Annotated in this window: 14 protein-coding genes; 5 read left to right on the top strand and 9 right to left on the bottom strand. The window is 67.2% G+C overall.

What is annotated here, in order from left to right:
* Positions 1-303: 303 nt before the first annotated feature.
* The 3 genes from gshB to C7T96_RS07155 all read left to right on the top strand — a co-directional run bounded on the left by gshB (position 304) and on the right by C7T96_RS07155 (position 4473).
* The gene (gshB, locus tag C7T96_RS07165) at positions 304-1245 is read left to right on the top strand and encodes a glutathione synthase (RefSeq protein WP_106570474.1); all 942 of its coding nucleotides are present in this window, start codon (positions 304-306) and stop codon (positions 1243-1245) included.
* Positions 1246-1428: 183 nt separating this feature from the next.
* Positions 1429-2961 (top strand): YifB family Mg chelatase-like AAA ATPase, encoded by a 1533-nt coding sequence (locus C7T96_RS07160; RefSeq protein WP_106570473.1) that lies wholly within the window; start codon positions 1429-1431, stop codon positions 2959-2961.
* A 435-nt stretch (positions 2962-3396) separates the two neighbouring features.
* A complete protein-coding gene (locus C7T96_RS07155; protein ID WP_106570472.1) occupies positions 3397-4473 on the top strand; it encodes a D-alanine--D-alanine ligase family protein in 1077 nt (358 codons plus the stop codon).
* A gap of 183 nt (positions 4474-4656) precedes the next feature.
* Here C7T96_RS07155 and C7T96_RS24155 read toward each other — a convergent pair whose 3' ends face one another.
* The 7 genes from C7T96_RS24155 to C7T96_RS07125 form a co-directional block, all read right to left on the bottom strand.
* Positions 4657-4803 carry a hypothetical protein gene (locus C7T96_RS24155; protein WP_164749906.1) on the bottom strand — a complete coding sequence of 49 codons (147 nt, stop codon included), beginning with the start codon at positions 4801-4803 and terminating at the stop codon, positions 4657-4659.
* A 45-nt stretch (positions 4804-4848) separates the two neighbouring features.
* The gene (locus C7T96_RS24470) at positions 4849-5115 is read right to left on the bottom strand and encodes a DUF411 domain-containing protein (protein ID WP_348627226.1); all 267 of its coding nucleotides are present in this window, start codon (positions 5113-5115) and stop codon (positions 4849-4851) included.
* Positions 5116-5207: 92 nt separating this feature from the next.
* Positions 5208-6695 carry a multicopper oxidase family protein gene (locus C7T96_RS07145; RefSeq protein ID WP_106570470.1) on the bottom strand — a complete coding sequence of 496 codons (1488 nt, stop codon included), beginning with the start codon at positions 6693-6695 and terminating at the stop codon, positions 5208-5210.
* Between the two features lie 141 nt (positions 6696-6836).
* Complete coding sequence (locus C7T96_RS07140; RefSeq protein ID WP_106570469.1) at positions 6837-7133, bottom strand: hypothetical protein; 297 nt, start codon at positions 7131-7133, stop codon at positions 6837-6839.
* Positions 7134-7211: 78 nt separating this feature from the next.
* A complete protein-coding gene (pmtA, locus tag C7T96_RS07135; protein ID WP_106570468.1) occupies positions 7212-7820 on the bottom strand; it encodes a phospholipid N-methyltransferase PmtA in 609 nt (202 codons plus the stop codon).
* A 114-nt stretch (positions 7821-7934) separates the two neighbouring features.
* Positions 7935-9071, bottom strand: a complete 1137-nt coding sequence (dnaJ, locus tag C7T96_RS07130) for a molecular chaperone DnaJ (protein WP_106570467.1) — start codon at positions 9069-9071, stop codon at positions 7935-7937.
* 229 nt (positions 9072-9300) lie between these two features.
* Entirely contained in the window at positions 9301-10329 is a 1029-nt protein-coding gene (locus C7T96_RS07125) for a serine protease (RefSeq protein ID WP_106570466.1), read from the bottom strand.
* Positions 10330-10593: 264 nt separating this feature from the next.
* Between C7T96_RS07125 and C7T96_RS07120 the strand changes: the two genes are divergently transcribed.
* Positions 10594-11676, top strand: coding sequence for a serine protease (locus C7T96_RS07120; protein WP_106570465.1), 1083 nt, complete (start codon positions 10594-10596; stop codon positions 11674-11676).
* 159 nt (positions 11677-11835) lie between these two features.
* Complete coding sequence (locus tag C7T96_RS07115; protein WP_106570464.1) at positions 11836-13647, top strand: hypothetical protein; 1812 nt, start codon at positions 11836-11838, stop codon at positions 13645-13647.
* Here the strand turns inward: C7T96_RS07115 and amrB are convergent.
* Together amrB and C7T96_RS07095 are read right to left on the bottom strand one after the other, a co-directional pair.
* Complete coding sequence (gene amrB / locus C7T96_RS23990; protein WP_158264321.1) at positions 13614-15398, bottom strand: AmmeMemoRadiSam system protein B; 1785 nt, start codon at positions 15396-15398, stop codon at positions 13614-13616. The genes C7T96_RS07115 and amrB overlap by 34 nt on opposite strands.
* Complete coding sequence (locus C7T96_RS07095) at positions 15395-18472, bottom strand: caspase family protein (protein ID WP_245414084.1); 3078 nt, start codon at positions 18470-18472, stop codon at positions 15395-15397. The genes amrB and C7T96_RS07095 overlap by 4 nt, the downstream gene beginning before the upstream one ends.
* Positions 18473-18480 lie beyond the last annotated feature (8 nt).

Raw genomic sequence — 18480 nt, 5'->3', positions numbered from 1 at the left:
GGAAGTACGGCGATATCCGCGCCATCTGGCCCTCGCTCAGCAGAAACAAATCACCCATCACGGCCTCCTTCTCAAAGACCGTGAATCACATCTCAAAAGGAATTAATAGGTCCTGAGCCTAGCTTTAGACCTGTCTGATTGAGCGTATTCTTGCGTAAAACCGTTTAGGAAGCGTATCGCCTGCTCCAACCTGACGGCGAGCACCGGGCCGGCCGGCCGCGGGCGGCGGATTGGCTTTCGCGCCGGAATTGGATAGATGGCTTCACCCCCTTGTCGCCTCGGGGCCCAGACGCGGAGTTGTCGATGTCCTTGAAAATCGCCATCCAGATGGACCACGTTTCCACCGTCACCATCGCGGGGGATACGAGCTTCGCCCTGGCGCTGGAGGCGCAGCGGCGCGGCCACCAGCTTTTCCACTACACGCCCGACAGTCTGTCGATGCGCGACGGCACGGTGTTCGCCTGGGCCGAGACGATGACGGTGCGCGACGTCGCCGGCGACCATTTCGCGCTCGGCGAACCGCAACGCCTCGACCTTTCCGAGGTCGACGTGGTGCTCCTGCGCCAGGATCCGCCGTTCGACATGAACTACATCACCACCACCCATATTCTGGAGCGTATCCATCCCGCCACCCTGGTGGTCAACGATCCGGCCTGGGTGCGCAACAGCCCGGAAAAGATCTTCGTCACCGAATTCGCCGACCTGATGCCGGAAACGCTGATCACCAAGGATCCGCGCGAGGTCGCCGCGTTCCGGCGCGACTATGGCGACATCATCGTCAAACCGCTCTACGGCAATGGCGGCGCCGGCATCTTCCATCTGCACGAAGCCGACCGGAACCTCGCCGCGCTGCTGGAGATGTTCGGCCAGATGTTTCGCGAACCCTATATCGTCCAGCGCTACCTGAAGGCGGTGCGCGACGGCGACAAGCGCATCATCCTGATCGACGGCGAACCGGTCGGCGCCATCAACCGGGTGCCGGCCGAACACGATTCGCGCTCCAACATGCATGTCGGCGGCCGGGCCGAACATGCCGAGCTGAGCGAGCGCGAGCGCGAGATCTGCGCGCGGATCGGACCGGCGCTGAAGGAACGCGGCTTCATCCTCGTCGGCATCGACGTGATCGGCGGCCTGCTGACGGAAATCAACGTCACCTCGCCGACCGGCGTGCGCGAGGTCAAGAAATTCGGCGGCGCCGACATCGCGGCCCTGTTCTGGGACGCGGTCGAGGCACGGCGGACCTGAGCGGCGGCGTTGCCGTTCCGTTCACGGCAATGCAATCCCATGCAACCAATATGCACGTTAAACGCTAGATTGTTCTTGTAATGTTCTTGAGACTTACGCCTATCTGTGCTTAATTCGACCCGAGGGCGCGTGCGGGCGAACGCACCGGTTGCACGGCGCTCCCGTGGTCGGGGAGAAGCGGAGATGGTAGCGCGGGTCAGCACCGTCGCCTTCCAGGGCATCGAGGCGGTTCCGGTCGACGTTCAGGTGATGATCGCGCCGGGCAAGATCAACATGCAGATCGTCGGCCTGCCCGACAAGGCGGTGGCCGAGAGCCGGGAGCGGGTGCAGGCCGCGCTTCATGCCTCCGGCCTGTCGATGCCGCCCAAGCGGGTGACGGTCAATCTGGCGCCCGCCGACCTGCCGAAGGAGGGCAGCCATTACGACCTGCCGATCGCGCTCGGGCTGATGGCCGCCCTCGGCGCGGTGCCGGCCGACGCGCTGGAAGGGTTCGTCGTGCTCGGCGAATTGTCGCTCGACGGCACGATCACCCATGTGCACGGGGCGTTGCCGGCCGCGATCGGCGCCAACGGCCTCGGCAAGGGGCTGATCTGCCCCCACGCCGCCGGCGCGGAAGCCGCGTGGGCCGACGGCGAGATGGAGATCCTGGCGCCGCGCAGCCTGATCGCGATCGCCAATCATTTCCGCGGGACGCAGGTCCTGTCCCGCCCGGTCGCCGAAATCCGCTCCGCCTGCGGGACGCTGCCGGACCTCGCCGACATCAAGGGCCAGGAGACGGCAAAACGCGCGCTCGAGGTCGCCGCGGCCGGCGGCCATCATCTTTTGATGTGCGGTCCGCCCGGTGCCGGCAAGTCGATGCTGGCGCAGCGCCTGCCCTCGATCCTGCCGCCGCTGGCGCCGCGCGAATTGCTGGAGGTTTCGATGATCCAGTCGATCGCCGGCGAACTGGCCGAGGGGCGGCTGTCGGATCGCCGGCCGTTCCGGGCGCCGCACCATTCCGCCTCGATGGCGGCGATGGTCGGCGGCGGCCTGCGGGTGCGCCCGGGCGAGGTGTCGCTGGCGCATAATGGCGTGCTTTTCCTGGACGAACTGCCCGAATTCACCCCGGCCGTGCTGGACTCGCTGCGCCAGCCGATCGAATCGGGCGAGGCGGTGATCGCGCGCGCCAACAGCCATGTCTGCTATCCCGCGCGGGCCCAACTCGTGGCGGCGATGAATCCGTGCCGGTGCGGGCGCGCCGGCGAGCCGGGCTATCGCTGCGCACGCGGGCCGCGCTGCCGCAGCGACTACCAGGCCCGGATTTCCGGCCCGCTCCTGGACCGGATCGATCTGCGGATCGAGGTGCCGGCGGTGTCGCCGCAAGAGCTTTTCCACATTCGCGACGGCGAGGCGAGCCAGGCCGTGGCCGCCCGTGTCGCGGCCGCGCGCGCGATCCAGCGCGACCGGTTCGCCCGCCTCGGCGCGAAGGATGTCGCCACCAACGCCCTGTGCTCGACCCGGCTTGTGGAGGAGATCGCGCGGCCGGACGAGGCCGGTGCGGCGCTGTTGCGCGACGCGAGCGAAAAGCTCGGCTTTTCGGCGCGCGCCTATCACCGCGTCTTAAAAGTCGCGCGCACCCTGGCCGACCTCGACGGCAAGGACGCGGTCGGCCGCATCCATCTGGCGGAGGCGATCTCGTATCGGATGGGGAGCGAGGGCCTGGCCCAGGCGGCCTAGAGCCGCTCTGCTTTTCACGGATTGGCAGACCGGCTCCACCTTGTTGTCTTGACGCGTTTGCGAACGGCGAACCGGCTTCCACTTCGCCTGGAAACGCGTTGGGTCGCCGCCCTTTCCGCCACGGACGCGCGGCCGCCTTTTCTCCCTCGGACTGGCCGAAGCCCTCGGGCGAGCGGCGGGGAAGCGCTTTATGCGCGCGGCCGCCGTGGACGACCGAAATCGGGCCGGACGCGCGGCATCCCGGCCCGCCCACGCGAGGCACCCCCGGCACCGGCCACCGCGACCCGCGGCGATCCGGATTCGACCCGCGCGTGCACGAAACCGTCCCGCGGGCTGCAAACGTCCTTGCCGAAAAGGTCTTTCGGCCGGGCGGCGGCCGCGCTATCGCAGTCGGGCCGCCAAGCCGGTCAACACAGGTCATTCCCGGAGCGTTTCATGGCCCCCTTCGCAAACAGACTGCGTCTCGCCGTTTTGTTCGGCGGCCGTTCCGCCGAGCACGAGGTGTCGGTGCTTTCGGCGACCAATGTCATGCGCGCGCTGGCGCCGGCCCGCTACGAGGCGGTGCCGATCTTCATCACCCGCGCGGGGCGGTGGCTGCTCAGCAGCTACGAGAACGGGGCGCTGGCGCGGCCCTCGCGCGGCACGCAGATTTGCCCGGTGCCAGGCGGGGAAGGAGAGATGCTGGCGATCCCGGCCGAGGGCGCGCCCTTCGCCCTGCCCAAGATCGACATGATTTTTCCGGTGCTGCACGGGCTTCATGGCGAGGACGGCGCGGTGCAGGGGCTCGCGGCGGTGGCGCGGGTGCCGCTCGCCGGCTGCGATATTCTGGGCTCCGCGGTGGCACTCGACAAGGACATCACCAAGCGTCTGCTCGCCGAGGCCGGGCTGCCGACGGCACGGTCGATCACGATCACGGCCAATGACGTCCCGTCATTCGACGCACTCAGGCGCGCCGTCGGGCTTCCGTTCTTCGTCAAGCCGGCACGCCAAGGATCCTCGGTCGGGGTGAGCAAGGTGGCGAGCGAGGGAGACTACCAGGCCGCGCTCGCCGAGGGCTTCGACAACGACCGCAAGCTGCTCGCCGAAGAGTTCATCGACGGCCGCGAGATCGAGTGCAGCGTGCTGGAGGACGAAGACGGCGGCCTGTTCGTCTCGCGGCCCGGCGAGATCGCGACGGCGCAAAGTCACGGTTTCTACAGCTACGAGGCCAAATATGTCGACGAAGACGGCGCGACGCTGACCGTGCCGGCGACACTGCCGGAGGCGGTCGAAGGGGAGCTGCGCGCGATGGCGGCCAGGGCCTTCCGCGCCGTCGGCTGCGACGGCATGGCACGGGTGGATTTTTTCCTGACCGCAGACGAGCGCTTGTTGGTCAACGAACTCAACACGATTCCGGGCTTCACCGACATCAGCATGTATTCCAAGGCGATGGCGGCGAGCGGCGTGAGCTATCCCGAGATACTGGACCGGCTGGTGGCGCACGGGCTGGCGCGGGCCGGCCGCGCGACGTAGGCGTTCGAAACGCCGCATGAACCGGGGCGCCGGATAATCCAAACCCGGCACCGGCCCCATGGCCTCGATGCCCAAACAGCATGGCGTTCCGGAAGCGGGATCGAGCGCCCGCCCTTCACGACATGCCGGCGGCTGACCGCGCCGACCTGCGGGGCCGACGCGGCGCGCCGGCCCGCAGCCCCGTCATTTACCGCTGGTGGAAAAAAGATATTTCACCAGCGCGGCGGCTCCCAGCACGAGCACCACGATGACCAGAAGCCACACCAGGCCCATGCCCCACATCGCCATTCCGCCCATGCCGTCCCACATATAGTCCCGACCGTTCATCATCGTTTCACTCCTTTTTCCGTGTGATGGCTGCCGCTCGCGCGCGCCCTATCGACGTGCATAGACGCCGGTGACGACGCCGGATTTCGAGACTTGGAGTAACGCGAACGGCGCCGCCTTCGTCCTGCCCATGCCCGGAGAGCCCCGCGGCATGCCGGGCAGCGTCAGTGCCTGGATGTCGGGACGTTCGCCGAGCAGTCGTCCGACCACCCCGGCCGGCACATGGCCGCTGACTGCATAGGTTCCGGTCGTCGACAGATTGTAGGGTTGACCGTTGCCGGCAAGACCGATCTCACGGGTCGCTTCCGCGGTCACCGTGAGGCCGCCACGCCGATAATCACGGCGTTCGCGGCCAAGGCGTGGATCGATCTGCGCATTCTTGCGTCTCCTTTCGGCTGGATCCGGCATCAGGCGACGCGAATGACGCCCATCATTCCCGACATCTGGTGTTCGAGAATGTGGCAATGGAACATCCAGTCGCCGGGGTTGTCGGCCACCAGGGCGATCTCCACCGTCTCGCGCGGCGCCATCAGCACCGTGTCCTGCCATTCCCGATAGGGCGTGGGGTCGCCGTTGCGGGAGACGACGCGGAAGGAATGTCCGTGCAGGTGGATGGGGTGGGGCCATGCGGTGGCGTTGGTCATCGCCAGGACATGGCTGCGGCCGCGGTCCAGTGTCAGCATCGGCTCGAGCACGGGGCCCTTGGCCGCCACGCCGTTGATCAGCCAGATGCCGTCGCCATGCATCATGCCCATCATCGAGCGCATCCGGCCCATCATGCCGCCCATCATACCACCGCCGGGACGATCGCCTCCCATGCGGCCGGCCATTTCCTCCATCACCATCCGGCCCATCATGCCGCCGGAGAAGACCACCTCGTGACGGATGGCGGCGCCGATATCGGGCTCGGCAAGCGGATTGGCGGCGAGCGCCACCGGCCACTCGGGCGCGGCATCCCGCAACGGCTCGGCGCCGTAGGCAAGTTCGACCAGGCCGTATTCAAGCCCGTCATAGTAGCGATCGACGACCGTGGCGCGGCTCCCGACGGGACCGGTGCAGTCGAGCACGAGATCGGCGCGCATGGCCGGGCCGAGCACGACCCGCCCGCCGGCGGGCGGATGCGGCGTCACCGGCTGGCCGTCCAGCGCGACGACGAGCGGCGCGTGGTCGGCGAAATCGAGCGCGAATATCCTGGCGTTGGCGGCATTGATCAGCCGCAGCCTGATGCGCTCGCCCCTGCGAACCGCAAAGTCCCGCGCCACCCGTCCGTTGATGGTGACAACGTTGCCGATCCGGCCGGCATGCATCATGTCGTGCCGGCCGCCGAAATCGTCAACTATCGCTGCGTCCTCGCCAAGGCGCCAGTCGTCCAGCACCCAGGTGACGTCCCGGTCGACGCGAGGCGGTTCGGCCTCCTCGACGATCAAGGGGCCGTAGAGGCCGCGGCCCACCTGTTCAAAGCTGCGCTGGTGGGGATGGTACCAGAAGGTTCCGGCGTCGACGGCGTCGAATTCGTAGAGGAAGGTTTCTCCCGGGGCGATCGGAGGCTGGGTCAACTGGGGAACGCCGTCCATGGCGTTGGGCGTGCGCACGCCATGCCAATGGACCGTGGTTTCCTCCTCAAGGCGGTTTTCGACCGCAATGCGCAGGCGCTCGCCCTGCCGCACACGGATTTCCGGGCCGGGAACGGCATCGTTGTAGCGCCACACCGGCGTTCGACCACGGGGGGCGGGCAGCAGCGGCGACCGGCCCGGCGCGGCGCGCAAGGCGAAATCGCGAACGACCGGCGCCCCGGCCAGGCCGTGCCGGGCAGGCAGGAGCGCGGTCGCGACGGTTCCCGCCATGCCGGCGAGCAGGTTCCGACGCGTCAGCGCCGGCGGAAGGAAGATGGACATGGTTGTCATCCCGAAACGTGAATGAGATCGCGGACATGGCGGCGAAACGGCCGCCAATGCGCCTCGGCCACCGGCGGCACAACGCCGTGAACGGTCGCGTCGGCGGGGTCGGACCAGGTCCGGCCCGTCAGATCGGGATATTTATTGCGGGGGCTGTTGTTCGGGTGGACCAGAACGGCCGGCGATCGCTCGCGCGCGCGGCAAAGCAGGCTCGACGGTCGGGCCATCCCAGAGCGCGGCCCGCAGCGCGGGAAGGGCCGTCAGCGGCTGGCCGCAGGCCTGATCGCAATCCATGGCGGCGCCCTCCACGTCGACGCAGCAATCGGCCGCCATGTCGTCGATACCGGCCATCGACATGCCGACGGACATGCCGGTCGTCGCGGCCGCATTCGCGACACTGCCCGCCACGAAGGCGGCGAGCAGGAGAAGGGCGAGCATGCGCAGGAAGCTTGGCATCGCGACAACGCTAAACCGGTCGGCGGAAACTGTCTACGGCTCGATTGCCGCAGGCCCGCCTCATGCCTTCAACGGACGCCGGTAGAGCCACAATTGCGCCGGCGGCAGGTTGCGAACGATGAAATCCAGATGCTTCACCGTGTAGTTGCCGCGGCGCGGCGGCACCGGCGACAGCGGACCATAGGTGATCTGCACCATCGGCCGGCCCTCGGGAACCCTGTCCAGCACCTGCTCGACAAAGTCTATGCGCTGTTGGACAGGGAAATTCAAAAGAGGAACGCCGGAGACGACCGCGTCGAACATCATTCCCGGATAGGGCGACAGCACGGTGTCGAGATCGAAGGCGTCACCATGCAGGATGTTGACGGCGGGAAAGCGCGTGCGCAGATGCTCGACGAAATCGGCGGCGTATTCGACCGAGAACAGATCCTGCGGCTTGACGCCGTGATCGATGATCGCCTTGGTGATGACGCCGGTGCCGGCGCCGAGTTCGAGAACCGGCAGCCCGGAACCGAGATCGATCACGGACGCCATCTTGCGCGCGGTGACGGAACTGGTGGGCACCACCGATCCCACGGCCTTCGGCTTGTCGATCCAGCCCTTGAAAAAGCGGATTTCCTCGTCGAACCGTTCCGTCAGCGCCCTGCGCTTGTCTGTGCCGCGCATCATCTCTCCAATTCCCGGGCACATCGGCCGCGCCCCAGCCATCACTAGACTACAATAAACCGAGACCGTAGTCGAAACCGTGCCTCAAATTCGGGCGAAGGACCGCCTGGCTGACGCCTAATCGCTGAAGGATTCGAAGAAATCCTTCATGCGCGCAAAAAAGCCGCTCGACTGCGGACTGTTGTCCTTGGAGGAAAGTTTTTCGAACTCCTCCAGCAGCTCGCGCTGTTTCTTGTTCAGGTTCTGCGGTGTCTCCACCGAGACCTGGATGATGAGATCGCCCATGGCGGGCTGACGCAGCACCGGCATGCCCTTGCCGCGCAGGCGGAAGCGGCGGCCGTTCTGGGTGCCTTCGGTGACCTTGACCCGGGCCTGCGACCCGTCGAGCGTGGTGACCTCGAAAGCCCCGCCGAGCGCGGCCGTCGTCATCGAGATCGGCACGCTGCAATAGAGGTTTTCGCCGTCGCGCTGGAAAAATTCGTGCGGCGTCACCGACAGGAAAATATAGAGATCGCCGGACGGGCCGCCACGCAGGCCGGCCTCGCCCTCTCCGGCAAGCCGGATGCGGGTTCCGTCCTCGATGCCGGCGGGGATGTTGACCGACAGCGAGCGCTCTTCCACCACGCGGCCCTGGCCCGAGCATTTCTTGCAGGGATCGGCGATGGTCTGGCCGCGGCCCTGGCAGGTCGGACAGGTGCGTTCGATGGAAAAGAAGCCCTGCGCGGCACGCACCCGGCCCGATCCCGAGCACATGGTGCAGGTGACGGGCTGGGTTCCGGGCTCGGCGCCGGTGCCCGAACAGTCGTCGCAGGCCACCGAGGACGGCACGTGGATCTGGGCCGTCTTGCCGCCGAAGGCCTCCTCGAGCGAGATTTCCATATTGTAGCGCAGATCGGCGCCGCGATCGCGGCCGCCGGACGAACGCCGCTGACGTCCGCCCATCATCTCGCCGAAAATGTCCTCGAAAATATCCGAGAAGCCGCCGCCGCCGCCAAAGCCGCCGAAACCGGGCCCGCCGCCGGCGCCGCCATTTTCGAAGGCGGCATGGCCGAAACGGTCGTAGGCGGCGCGCTTTTGCGGATCCTTCAGGACCTCATAGGCCTCGTTGATCTCCTTGAAGCGCCGCTCGGCCTCGCTGTCGTCCGGATTGCGGTCGGGATGGCACTGCATGGCCAGCTTGCGAAAGGCCGCCTTGAGGTCCTTTTCGTTGGCCTCCTTGCTCACTCCGAGGGTCTCGTAAAAATCGGCCTTCATTTCGTCCCGCAATTGATCCTGCTGACAAACGTCGTGCGATGCTGCTGGTGTGACGGCATGCCCCCCGATTTAGGGAGGCCCGGCCGGCAGCGCCATAGCATGTCTGGCCTTGCATGCAAATTTTTCGCCGGTTCCGCGCCGTGCGGGCGCAGCAATGCGCGGGCGCCGGACAGGCAAAACCCCCGAACCGGCGGCCCGGGGGTTTCGTGACAAGACCGCCGGACGGCTCCTACTGCGCGCCCGTCTTCTGTGCCACCCAATCGCGGAACTCCGACAGGCGGGTGTAGACGCCATAGGCGTTTTCGTGACCACAGGCGATGTTGGAGCTCAGCGGGCCTTCGCCCCAGCTCACGATGCCGACCTGGACCGGACCGTCATCGCCGGTGGTGAAAAGCGGGCCGCCGCTGTCGCCGTTGCAGGCGTCGCGGGCGCCGCTCGGCACACCGGCGCAGATCATGTTGCCGGTCAGCGGATCGGCCATGGTTTCGGCGATCAGCGAGGTCGCCCGCTCGATGCCGTCCTGGGAAATGCGCATGCGCCGACCGTAATCGCTCAAGACGAGCCTCAGGTCGCGCGCGTAGATGTCCTTGATGCCGGCATTGCAGGCATCGTTGGAAAACAACTCGACGTCGGCCTGCATCAGCGTGTCGGGAAAGCCGCCATTTTCCATCTTGCCCCAGCCGATCACCCGCGCCGCGCCGGTTTCCAGATCCTCGCGCGTCATGCGGATCGGCGCCTGGGTCGCCGGCCGCGCCAGGCGGATCAGGCCGACATCATTGTCGAAGGCCTGTGGATCGTAATTTTCATGGGCGATGATCTCGGCCACCTCGATGCGTTCGCCCTCGGCCAGATCGGTCGCGCCGACCAGAGCGGTGACGCTGTCGGGTTTGACGAGCTCGCCGAACTGGAACAGGCAGTGCGCCGCGGTCAAAACCCACTCAGGCGCGATCAGGCTGCCGCCGCAGAACTGGGCGTCGAGCTGGGTCAACGGGTCGGGGTCGAGCAGGCCGCTGCTCAGCAACGCGACCTGGAACGGATAGGCGTCCTTTTCGGCTGCGGTGCCGCCGATTACCCGCGAATCCTCGCCGCTTTCGCGCTGGGCCTTGCGCAGTTCCGGCACCCGGCCGAGCGGCGAGGTTTCGGCTTTCGCGCCCGCCCGCGCGCCGTCCTGTGCCAAAACCGGCCCCGCCGCCGACAATGCGGCCAGGCTCAGCACCGTGGCCGCTGCGAAAGCGAAAAATCCCTTGTCGCGCTTCATGGTTATCTCCCGAGACGATCCGGCGCGCGGCCGGCAAATTTCTTCCAAGCCCGACCACTTTTAATGCGCGGGCCGGGCCAAACGAAAGCGATTTCTTGGCCCGATCGGGGAAATATTGCGGCGACACGAACCCGCGCCATCGCCGCCCGGCGGATACGGAACGCCCGAGACCGGCAGCCGGCCGAGCGCGGCGCGCCGACCACGATATAGACATTTTTTGTCTGTTGTGTTCGATTTCTCATTGGGCTTGGGAGCTTACTCAACATGACAAAGAACCTTATCGCAATTCTTGCCGGAACCTTCCTGGTGTCGGCGGGTCTACCGGCCACCGCCTTTGCCGACAGCGTCTCCGGCGGCCAGGGCAGCGGCGAATCCGCCCGCGGCGCGCTGGACGAGATGCCGGATCTTTCCAGCCGCAGCATCGTCGACCTGAAACCGCCGCGCATCAAGACGGACGAGGCCAGCCGCGACTTCTCCATGCCGACGGAGGAGGAACTGCAAAAGGCGTTCTCGACGCGCTCGCGCTCCGGCGACGGCAAGGTCACCCCGCCGAGCGAGGAGCTGAAGGAGATCATTCGCGGTCTCGTCAACGGCGACGGCGCGGATGCGGGCGACGCCCGCGAACCGGCGGACGATCCCGTGCTCGACGAAGCGTCGCGCCAGGTGATCGGCGAAGACGACCGCGTGCAGATCACCGAGACGAAGAAATATCCGTTCAACGTGATCGGCCAGATCTGGTCGCAGACCAAGGACGGCGACTGGGGCATCTGCACCGGCACGCTGATCGGCAAGCGCGCCGTCTTGACGGCCGCGCACTGCCTGTACAATCACGATGCCGGCGGCTGGCTCGCCAGATACGAGTTCTTTCCCGGCCTGAACGGCCAGAACGATGCGCCCTACGGGCGTTACAGCTTCGTCGACGCCTATATCCTGGAAGGCTACATCACCAATTATCAGGGCGTGTACGGTTCGGTCGTGCCGTGGGATCTGGGCATTCTGATCCTCGACAAACCGGCCGGCGAGGAAATCGGCTGGCTCGGCTACGCCACCTACGATCCGCCCTATCCGTTCACCGCCAACATTATCGGCTATCCGGGCGACAAGCCGCAAAGCACGATGTGGCAGGCCAGCTGCGACGTCGATCCGGGTACGGCGACGCAGAACAATTTCTCCTATCTGTGCGATACCTATCCGGGCTCGAGCGGTAGTGCTGTCTACCACTATGACGGCAAGACGCAGGAACGCTACATCGTCGGCGTCAACATTGCCGAGACCGAAAAGGAAAACATCGCCCTGAGGCTGAACGGCCCCTATTTCAACTGGGTGCGCAGCATCGCCCAGGAATAGCGCTTCTGCGCAAGGCGTCCTTCCAAGGCGGCGGCCGCACCAGAGCGGCCGCCGTTTTCTTTCGCCCGCCGCCGGGCCGCTCGACGCACAAGCCGGTTGCCTCCGATATCCGCAGCGGTCTTTAATAGGCCGCGACACGGCGTATCGGGGGAGCGTTTCATGATCCGTTTGCGGATGGCGGGGCTTGCCGCCTTTGTGGCCGTCCTGTGCACCGCCCCGCCGGCGGTGGCCGGGGCGCAGCAGGGGCGTTGGAGCGAGCGGGCACAGGTCTTTTTCGACACCGACGCCGGCACGGTGTTTCGGCGAACCGTCCGGGCCTGGGATGTCCATCCGCAAAAGAATCTCGATTTTCTCTGGCACCCCGCCGCCGGCACCGATGTCGCCCTGGGCGAGGACGGCGCCATAAACGGGCGCGGCAAGCTCGTGTGGCGGGTGCGCGGCGCCGCCAGCTACGATCCCGCGGCGGTGTTTGCCACCTATCAGGGCATGATGGCCGGGGGCCGGCCGCACGGCCGGGGACGGCTGGTCTATCGCAGCGGCGAACGTTTCGAAGGCGACTGGTCGAACGGCGCGCTCGACGGACATGGCATGCATGTCGACGAACGGGGCAACCGCTACGAGGGCGAATTCCGCTCCGGCGTGCGCAACGGCCGCGGGCGCCTGCTTCTGGTGAACGGCGAAATCTACCAGGGGCCGTTCGTCGACGGCAAGCGCCATGGCGAGGGCCGCACCACCCTGCCCGGCGGCACCAGCTATACGTCACGCTGGCAACACGGTCGCGAAATCGGCGAGCGCCCGGACATGGTCGCCGACGCGGGAGCCGGCGGCCTGATCAAGGTGCAGACCGGCCAGGACGCGGCCGCGCGCACCGAGTTCGCGATCACGGTCGACGAACGCATGAACCAGCGCTCCGAGGCACGTTATGTCCACCTGATGCGCGATGACGATATCGCCATCTATCCCGAAGCGCAGGACATGAACGACGCCTGGAACGGGACCGGCGAAATCTCCGAGTTCGGCCATTCGTTTACCGTCGTCGACTGGGACGATGCGCCGGTCTTCGTGGAGGCCGAACTGGCCACCACCGACAAGTCGCGCGTGCGCGTCGACACGATCGCGCTGGAGGTGGCCGACAGCCTCGCCTATCGCAAGCCGATGCTGACGATCCAGAGCCATCGCGGCTGCGTCGGCTTCCGGCCGAGCTTCTCCTTCGTCAACCATGGCTGGGGCCGGGCCGAAAACGCCACGATCTCGGTGCGCTTCACCGAACAAAAAAGCTACGCGGAAAATCCGCCGCCGCAAAAGACGACGCGGGACTTCACCAGCGCGATCGCCGATTTCGACGAAGGGGTGGACGTATCGCTGCGCGCCATGCTGGCCGAGGCCGGGGTCGACGTGGAGGCACTGGAAACCAAACGCTTTTCCTGCCCATCGATCGACAGCCTGGCCGTGTGCAAAAGCCAGGTGTTCAATGCGGTCGATTTCGGCGAGCTGACCGACGTGGTGTGGGGCGACCGGTTCCTGTCGACGCGGGCCGTCGGGACCGTCAGCTACGACTGGTCGGACGATCGCGGCAATCGGCAGCGGGCCGAAGAGGCGTTTTCGGCGGACGTGTCGCTGGCCGTCATCGAGATGGAGGAAAGCACGGCCGAATGCGGCGACGGCTTCGGCGGCTCGCCCGAAGCCTTGCGTTATATCGACGTCGAGCTGCCCGTCGAACGGCAGAACTACGCCATCGACATTCCCATGCGCGGCAACCGCAATTTGCGCAGCTACACCGCGCGGCTAAAAATGTCGGCCGCGATGTCGTCGCTGCACCAGTTCCGCGCCGTGGCGCGTTTTGCCGACGGCAGCGTGCGGCGCAGCAAGCCGGTGTCGCTGTTTTATTTCCGGCCGCGCCTCGTCGATTACATGCCGACGGTGCAAACGCCGGCCTGCTACCTGTCGGACGACGATCTGCCGTCCTGCTGAGCCCGGGCCTGCGTGCGCGCAAGCTCGAACAGGTTTGGCAACGGCATCAGCCGGGCAAAGACCGTGCCCTGGTCGAAGACGGTGAGTTCGACGAGCGCACCGGATGCCTTGTCCGCACCCTGGTCGAACAGGAAATTGCCGAGCGAATAAAGCTGCAGCGTGTCGCCGCCGGCCAGCGCCTGCATGGCAGGGCTGGCGACGTGCGAATGGCCTCCGAACAGGCCGGCGACCCCGCGCCGCGACAGCTCTTCGGCGAGATAACGCTCCCGCGCGCCGGGATCGGTCGCATATTCGCGGCCCCAATGAACCAGCGCGATCAACGGCCGCTCGGCCGGCCGGCCCGACAGCCGGGCGAGCATGTCGGGCGTGATCAGGTCGTTGCGGTAGGAGCCGTTGACGTCGAGATCGGTCAACGCCACCAGCTCGACGCCTTCGATCGCGGTCAATTCACCCTGGCCGAGGGCGACGATGCCGGCGGCTTCGAGCGCGCCTCTCGTTTCGGCAAGCCCGGTCTCGCCCAGATCGAGCGCGTGATTGTTGGCCAGGCTTACCGCCGCGACGTTCAGGCGCTTCAGCCAGGCAAGCGTCAGATCCTGCGGCATGGCGAGCGTCATGTGGCCAAGCCCCTCCGGCAGGTTGGGCAGGACGACGCCCTCCAGATTGACGACCAGCGGCCGACCCTCGGTACGCTGCAGGATTTCCGTCTCCAGGCGCGCGCTCGCACGCTCGTCAAGCAGCGCCTTCATCATCGCGCGGCCGAAACTGGTATCGCCGCCGAGATAAAGATGCCGCGCGCCGCGCCGGGCGGGGGCGGGTTCGTCCATCGGCATGGGGCCGAACAGCACCACCATGTAACTGGTGGTCTCGTGCGTCGGCAGCGGATCGTATTGCTGCGAGTTTTCGTTGGCCGCGACCAGCGTCACCGCGCCGTAGACCTCGCGCTGCAATTTGAGCTGGACATAAAGCGCGCCGAGCGAATCGACATGTTCCGGCTGGCGCAGCCGCGCGATCTGGTCGAACGTGCCGGCGGCGAGCAGCGCGAGCGTCTGCTGGTCGTGGGCGCGCGCGGCATGGTGCGGCAGATAATGCGAAAAATCGGTCGACTGGACGATCAGCGTGTCGGCGTCGGCGAGCGGACCGAGAGCAGCGGCGAGACGCTCCCAGTCCTGGCGGCGGCTTGCGATCGAGACCGCGACCGGCACCACGCGCACACCGGGCAGGAAACGGCTGAGGAAGGGCAGGATCGCCTGCAGGCCATGGTCGCGGCCAAACAGGCACGAGCGCGCGTCGATCACCTCGCCGCCCCGCGCAAGCAGACCGGCAACCGCCTCGCCGTCGATGGCGAGCCGGCCGAAAACCGTGTCGAAATCGCGCCGGGTGGTCGCAAACATCGTGTCGGTTTGCCGGAAATGGTCAGGGAAGAGCACGACCACGCGCTTGTAGCGCTGGCCCGACGCCGCCTTGATGCCCTCGGCAATCAGATGGCCGGCCAGGAGATGGTGCGGAACCGTGACGCCGCTCAGCCGGCGAGGGGAGACGGGCGCGTTTTCGGCATCGGCAAGCGCGCGCCGGAAGAGGTCGTCGCGCTGGTAGAGCGAGGCGAAGGCCGGGCCGTCGCCGCCGCAATCTTCGCCTGCGGCATAGGCTGCCGGCGACAGCAGCGCGGCGAGCAGGACGGCAAGCAAGGTCAGGACGCCGCGCAAAAGCGCCGTCGCGCGCCCCACGGCGAGCCGGCGAACGGCGGCACTCACGGCTTGGCCACGACGAAATTGTCGATCTTGGCGATATAATATTCCGGCACCTGGCGGGCATTGGTGAGCCGGCGTACTTCCCGGTCGATATAGTCGGCCAGCGCCAGAAGCCGCACGCCCTCGCCGGTCGGGTCGGCGCCGCCCTTCAGGCCGGCGAGCAGCGAATGGGTGAAGACGCCATGGCCGAGTTCGGGCAGCTCGGCGGCGGTGTTGTTGGCCGCGGTCGCCGAAAACACGATGATGCGCGCGTCCTCGGCGTCCTTTTCCAGACGCGGGTTGAACGCATTGGCCGCGTGGCAGGTGTCGAGCAGCATGAAACGGCGCCCCTTGGCCCGCTCGACGCCGCGCTGGATCGTCTCCCAGTCGACCAGCGAGCTGCGGCGCCAGCGGTCGTCGCGCTTGCGGCCGTCGGTGGGGATGAAATAATAATCCTCGTCGATATTGATGCCGTGACCGGCCACGAACACGATGGTGGTGTCCTGCGGCCCGGCCTGATCGAGAAAATCCTCGATCTCGTCGAGAATGGTGTCGCTTTCCGGCTCCAGCACCCTGGTGCCGGCGGGCAAGGCCGAAAGGGCGGCGTCGAGCTCCGGGCTTTCCTCCAACACCGACCGGTTGACGAAGATCTGCGCCTTCATGCGCTCGTAAAGCGGGGCGGCCTTTTGCGCGACCAGGCGCGCGAACTGGACCGCATCGTCGACCGGATAGGCAAGGTCGCAGGCGCGCCCGCCGCAGGCCGTCGGCAGCAGCGGATAGGACTCGACCCCGATCGCCAGCAGGTAGAGCGTGCCGGCGCGCTCCCGTCCTCGCGCCTTGCGGCCGACCGCCTTGACCGAACGTTCGGTCAGATAGCCGTATTCGTTGACGCCCGAGATGACGATCTCGTTGTCGCCGTCCTCGACGGGAACCTCCACGACGATGGCGTCGCCGCCGCCCGCCGCCGAGCGGGTGGCGAAGGACGCGACCCGGCGCGCATTCGACAGGATCGCGAAATCGGCAACGCTGGTGCCGGCCCGCTCGGCGCCGCTGATTTCGATCGACACGAAACCCTCGCGCGCCTCGTCCTGGTTGTCGACCAGGCGGACCTGGAATTCCGGCGGCTTGCGTGCAAGCAGCCGGTCGAGCTCGGCGTCGGTGCCGCGCAGTTCCCTGACGGCGGCGGCCGAATCGGCAAGCACGATGGCGCGACGCACGATCTCGGGACTGAACAGATACTGCTTGAGCTGGCGCGCCCTGACGAAGCGGGCCTCGCTGTCGGGACCCTGGTTGACGTGCCAGCCGACCAGGGCGTCGCCGCCCGGCGAGGAATAGTAATAACCCTGCGGCACCCAGATGATCCATTCCGCCTCGGCGAAGAACATGCTGGCGATCAGCGTACGGGTCTTCAGGTTCCACAGGCGCAGGGTCTGGTCGGCGCTGCCGGTCAGGAGAAGTCCGGCCTCGGCCGCCTCGGCGATGGCATGGATCTCGCCGGTATGGCCGTCCAGAAACTCGCCGCGATACCGGCCGGTCTCGAGCGCGTAGTCGATCAGCGTGCCGTCCGTGCCGCCTGTGACGAGCCCGGTTCCGTCGGCAAGCAACGAGAAGGCGGCATGGGCGAAACCGGTGGTGGCGTCGTTTTCGATCCCGTGCAGCGCCGCGCCGGCGCGCTCGATGTCGAGCACGGCGTTTGCAAGCTCGGCGTCGCCGCCGGCACTGGCGGAAAGCCGCCAGGCGCCGGCCTCGTGCACGGCGCGGGCAAACCGCGACAACGCCGCGCCGGCCGGCGCCGGCCGCTCGAAGAACCGCTCCCCGGTCGGCAAGAGGAGCCGGTCGGTCAGGTCGCCCTGCAATTCGGGACAGGCGGTGCGATCGGGACAGGGATTGGCGTTGCCCCAGGCGATCTCGCCGCCGTCGCCGGTGATGCCGACCGCGGTGACCGGGCGGCCGACACCCAGGAGCCGCGCCCTGGCCTCGCCGCCTTGCGGGTCCCAGACGTGGATTTCGTGGCGCGACCCGCCCGCGGTGGCGACCAGGCCGACGGCCTGCGAGGCGGCGCTCGCATAGACGGTGCCGTCATGGCCGCGATAGTCGAACAGCGTCCGGCCGTCGGCGCGCGCGATCACCTGCTGGCCGTTGCGGCCGGCGCAACGATAACCGCAGGACGCGACCAGCCGGGCGCCGTCGGGCGAAAAGGCAAGCGCGGCGACCAGATAGTCGCGCCGCGGCAGGGCGCGCTCCAGACCGCCATCGGCCGCGCGCCATAGATGCAGGTCGCCCGCATCGCTGCCGGTGGCGAAGCTGTCGCCATCGGGGGAGACGGCAAGCGCGCGCAGCGGCACGTCGCGCAGTGCCTCAGCCTGCGTCGACGCAAGCGCGATCTCGGAGAGATCCCCCATGTCCCACAGCCGGATGCCGTTGTCGGCCGTCACCGCGACCAGCCGCGCGCCGCCCATGGCGAAGGCGATTTTTTCGATGCGGAAGGAATCGGCGTCGAGACGTGTTTCCGGCAGCCAGTCGCCCGCCTCACCAGCCTTCCACAGATAGACGAACCCGTCCTGCCCGCCGGCGGCCAGACGTTTGCCGTCCGGGGAAAAATCGAGATCGTAGACGACATAGTCGTGGCCGGACAGAACCGCCGTCAGCGCGCCGCTGCGCAGGTCGAACAGGCGCACATCGCCGAAAGGCGGCTCGGCGCCGGTGCCGTCGCCATACCAGCCCGCCACCGCCAGCGAGCCGCCGTCGGGCGAGATCGCCAGGGCGAAGTTCTTGCCGTCCTGCCCCGTGCCGATCCGACCGCGAATGGTGCGCACGGTCACGCCGGCGCGCCAGTCCCACACCCGCACGGTCTTGTCGTCGGACGCGCTGACCAGCAATTCGCCGTCGGGCGTAAACGCCAGATCCTTGACGAAGGCGCGATGACCGCCAGTGTCGAGATCGAGGAAGAATTCCGGCCGCTCCTGGGCCAGAAGCGGCGCGGTGGCCAGAAGCATGATCGCCAGGCCGAGCACAAGCACGATCGGCAATGCCGCGCCCGGCCCGACGGCCGCGCGGGCCGAAAGGCGAAAAGCGACCCTTGCGGCCGCGTGCGCCATTGCGTTGT

Source organism: Nitratireductor sp. StC3, from assembly GCF_003015025.1.
Taxonomy (GTDB): domain Bacteria; phylum Pseudomonadota; class Alphaproteobacteria; order Rhizobiales; family Rhizobiaceae; genus Mangrovimarina; species Mangrovimarina alexandrii.
This window is presented reverse-complemented; position numbering and strand designations above follow the sequence as displayed.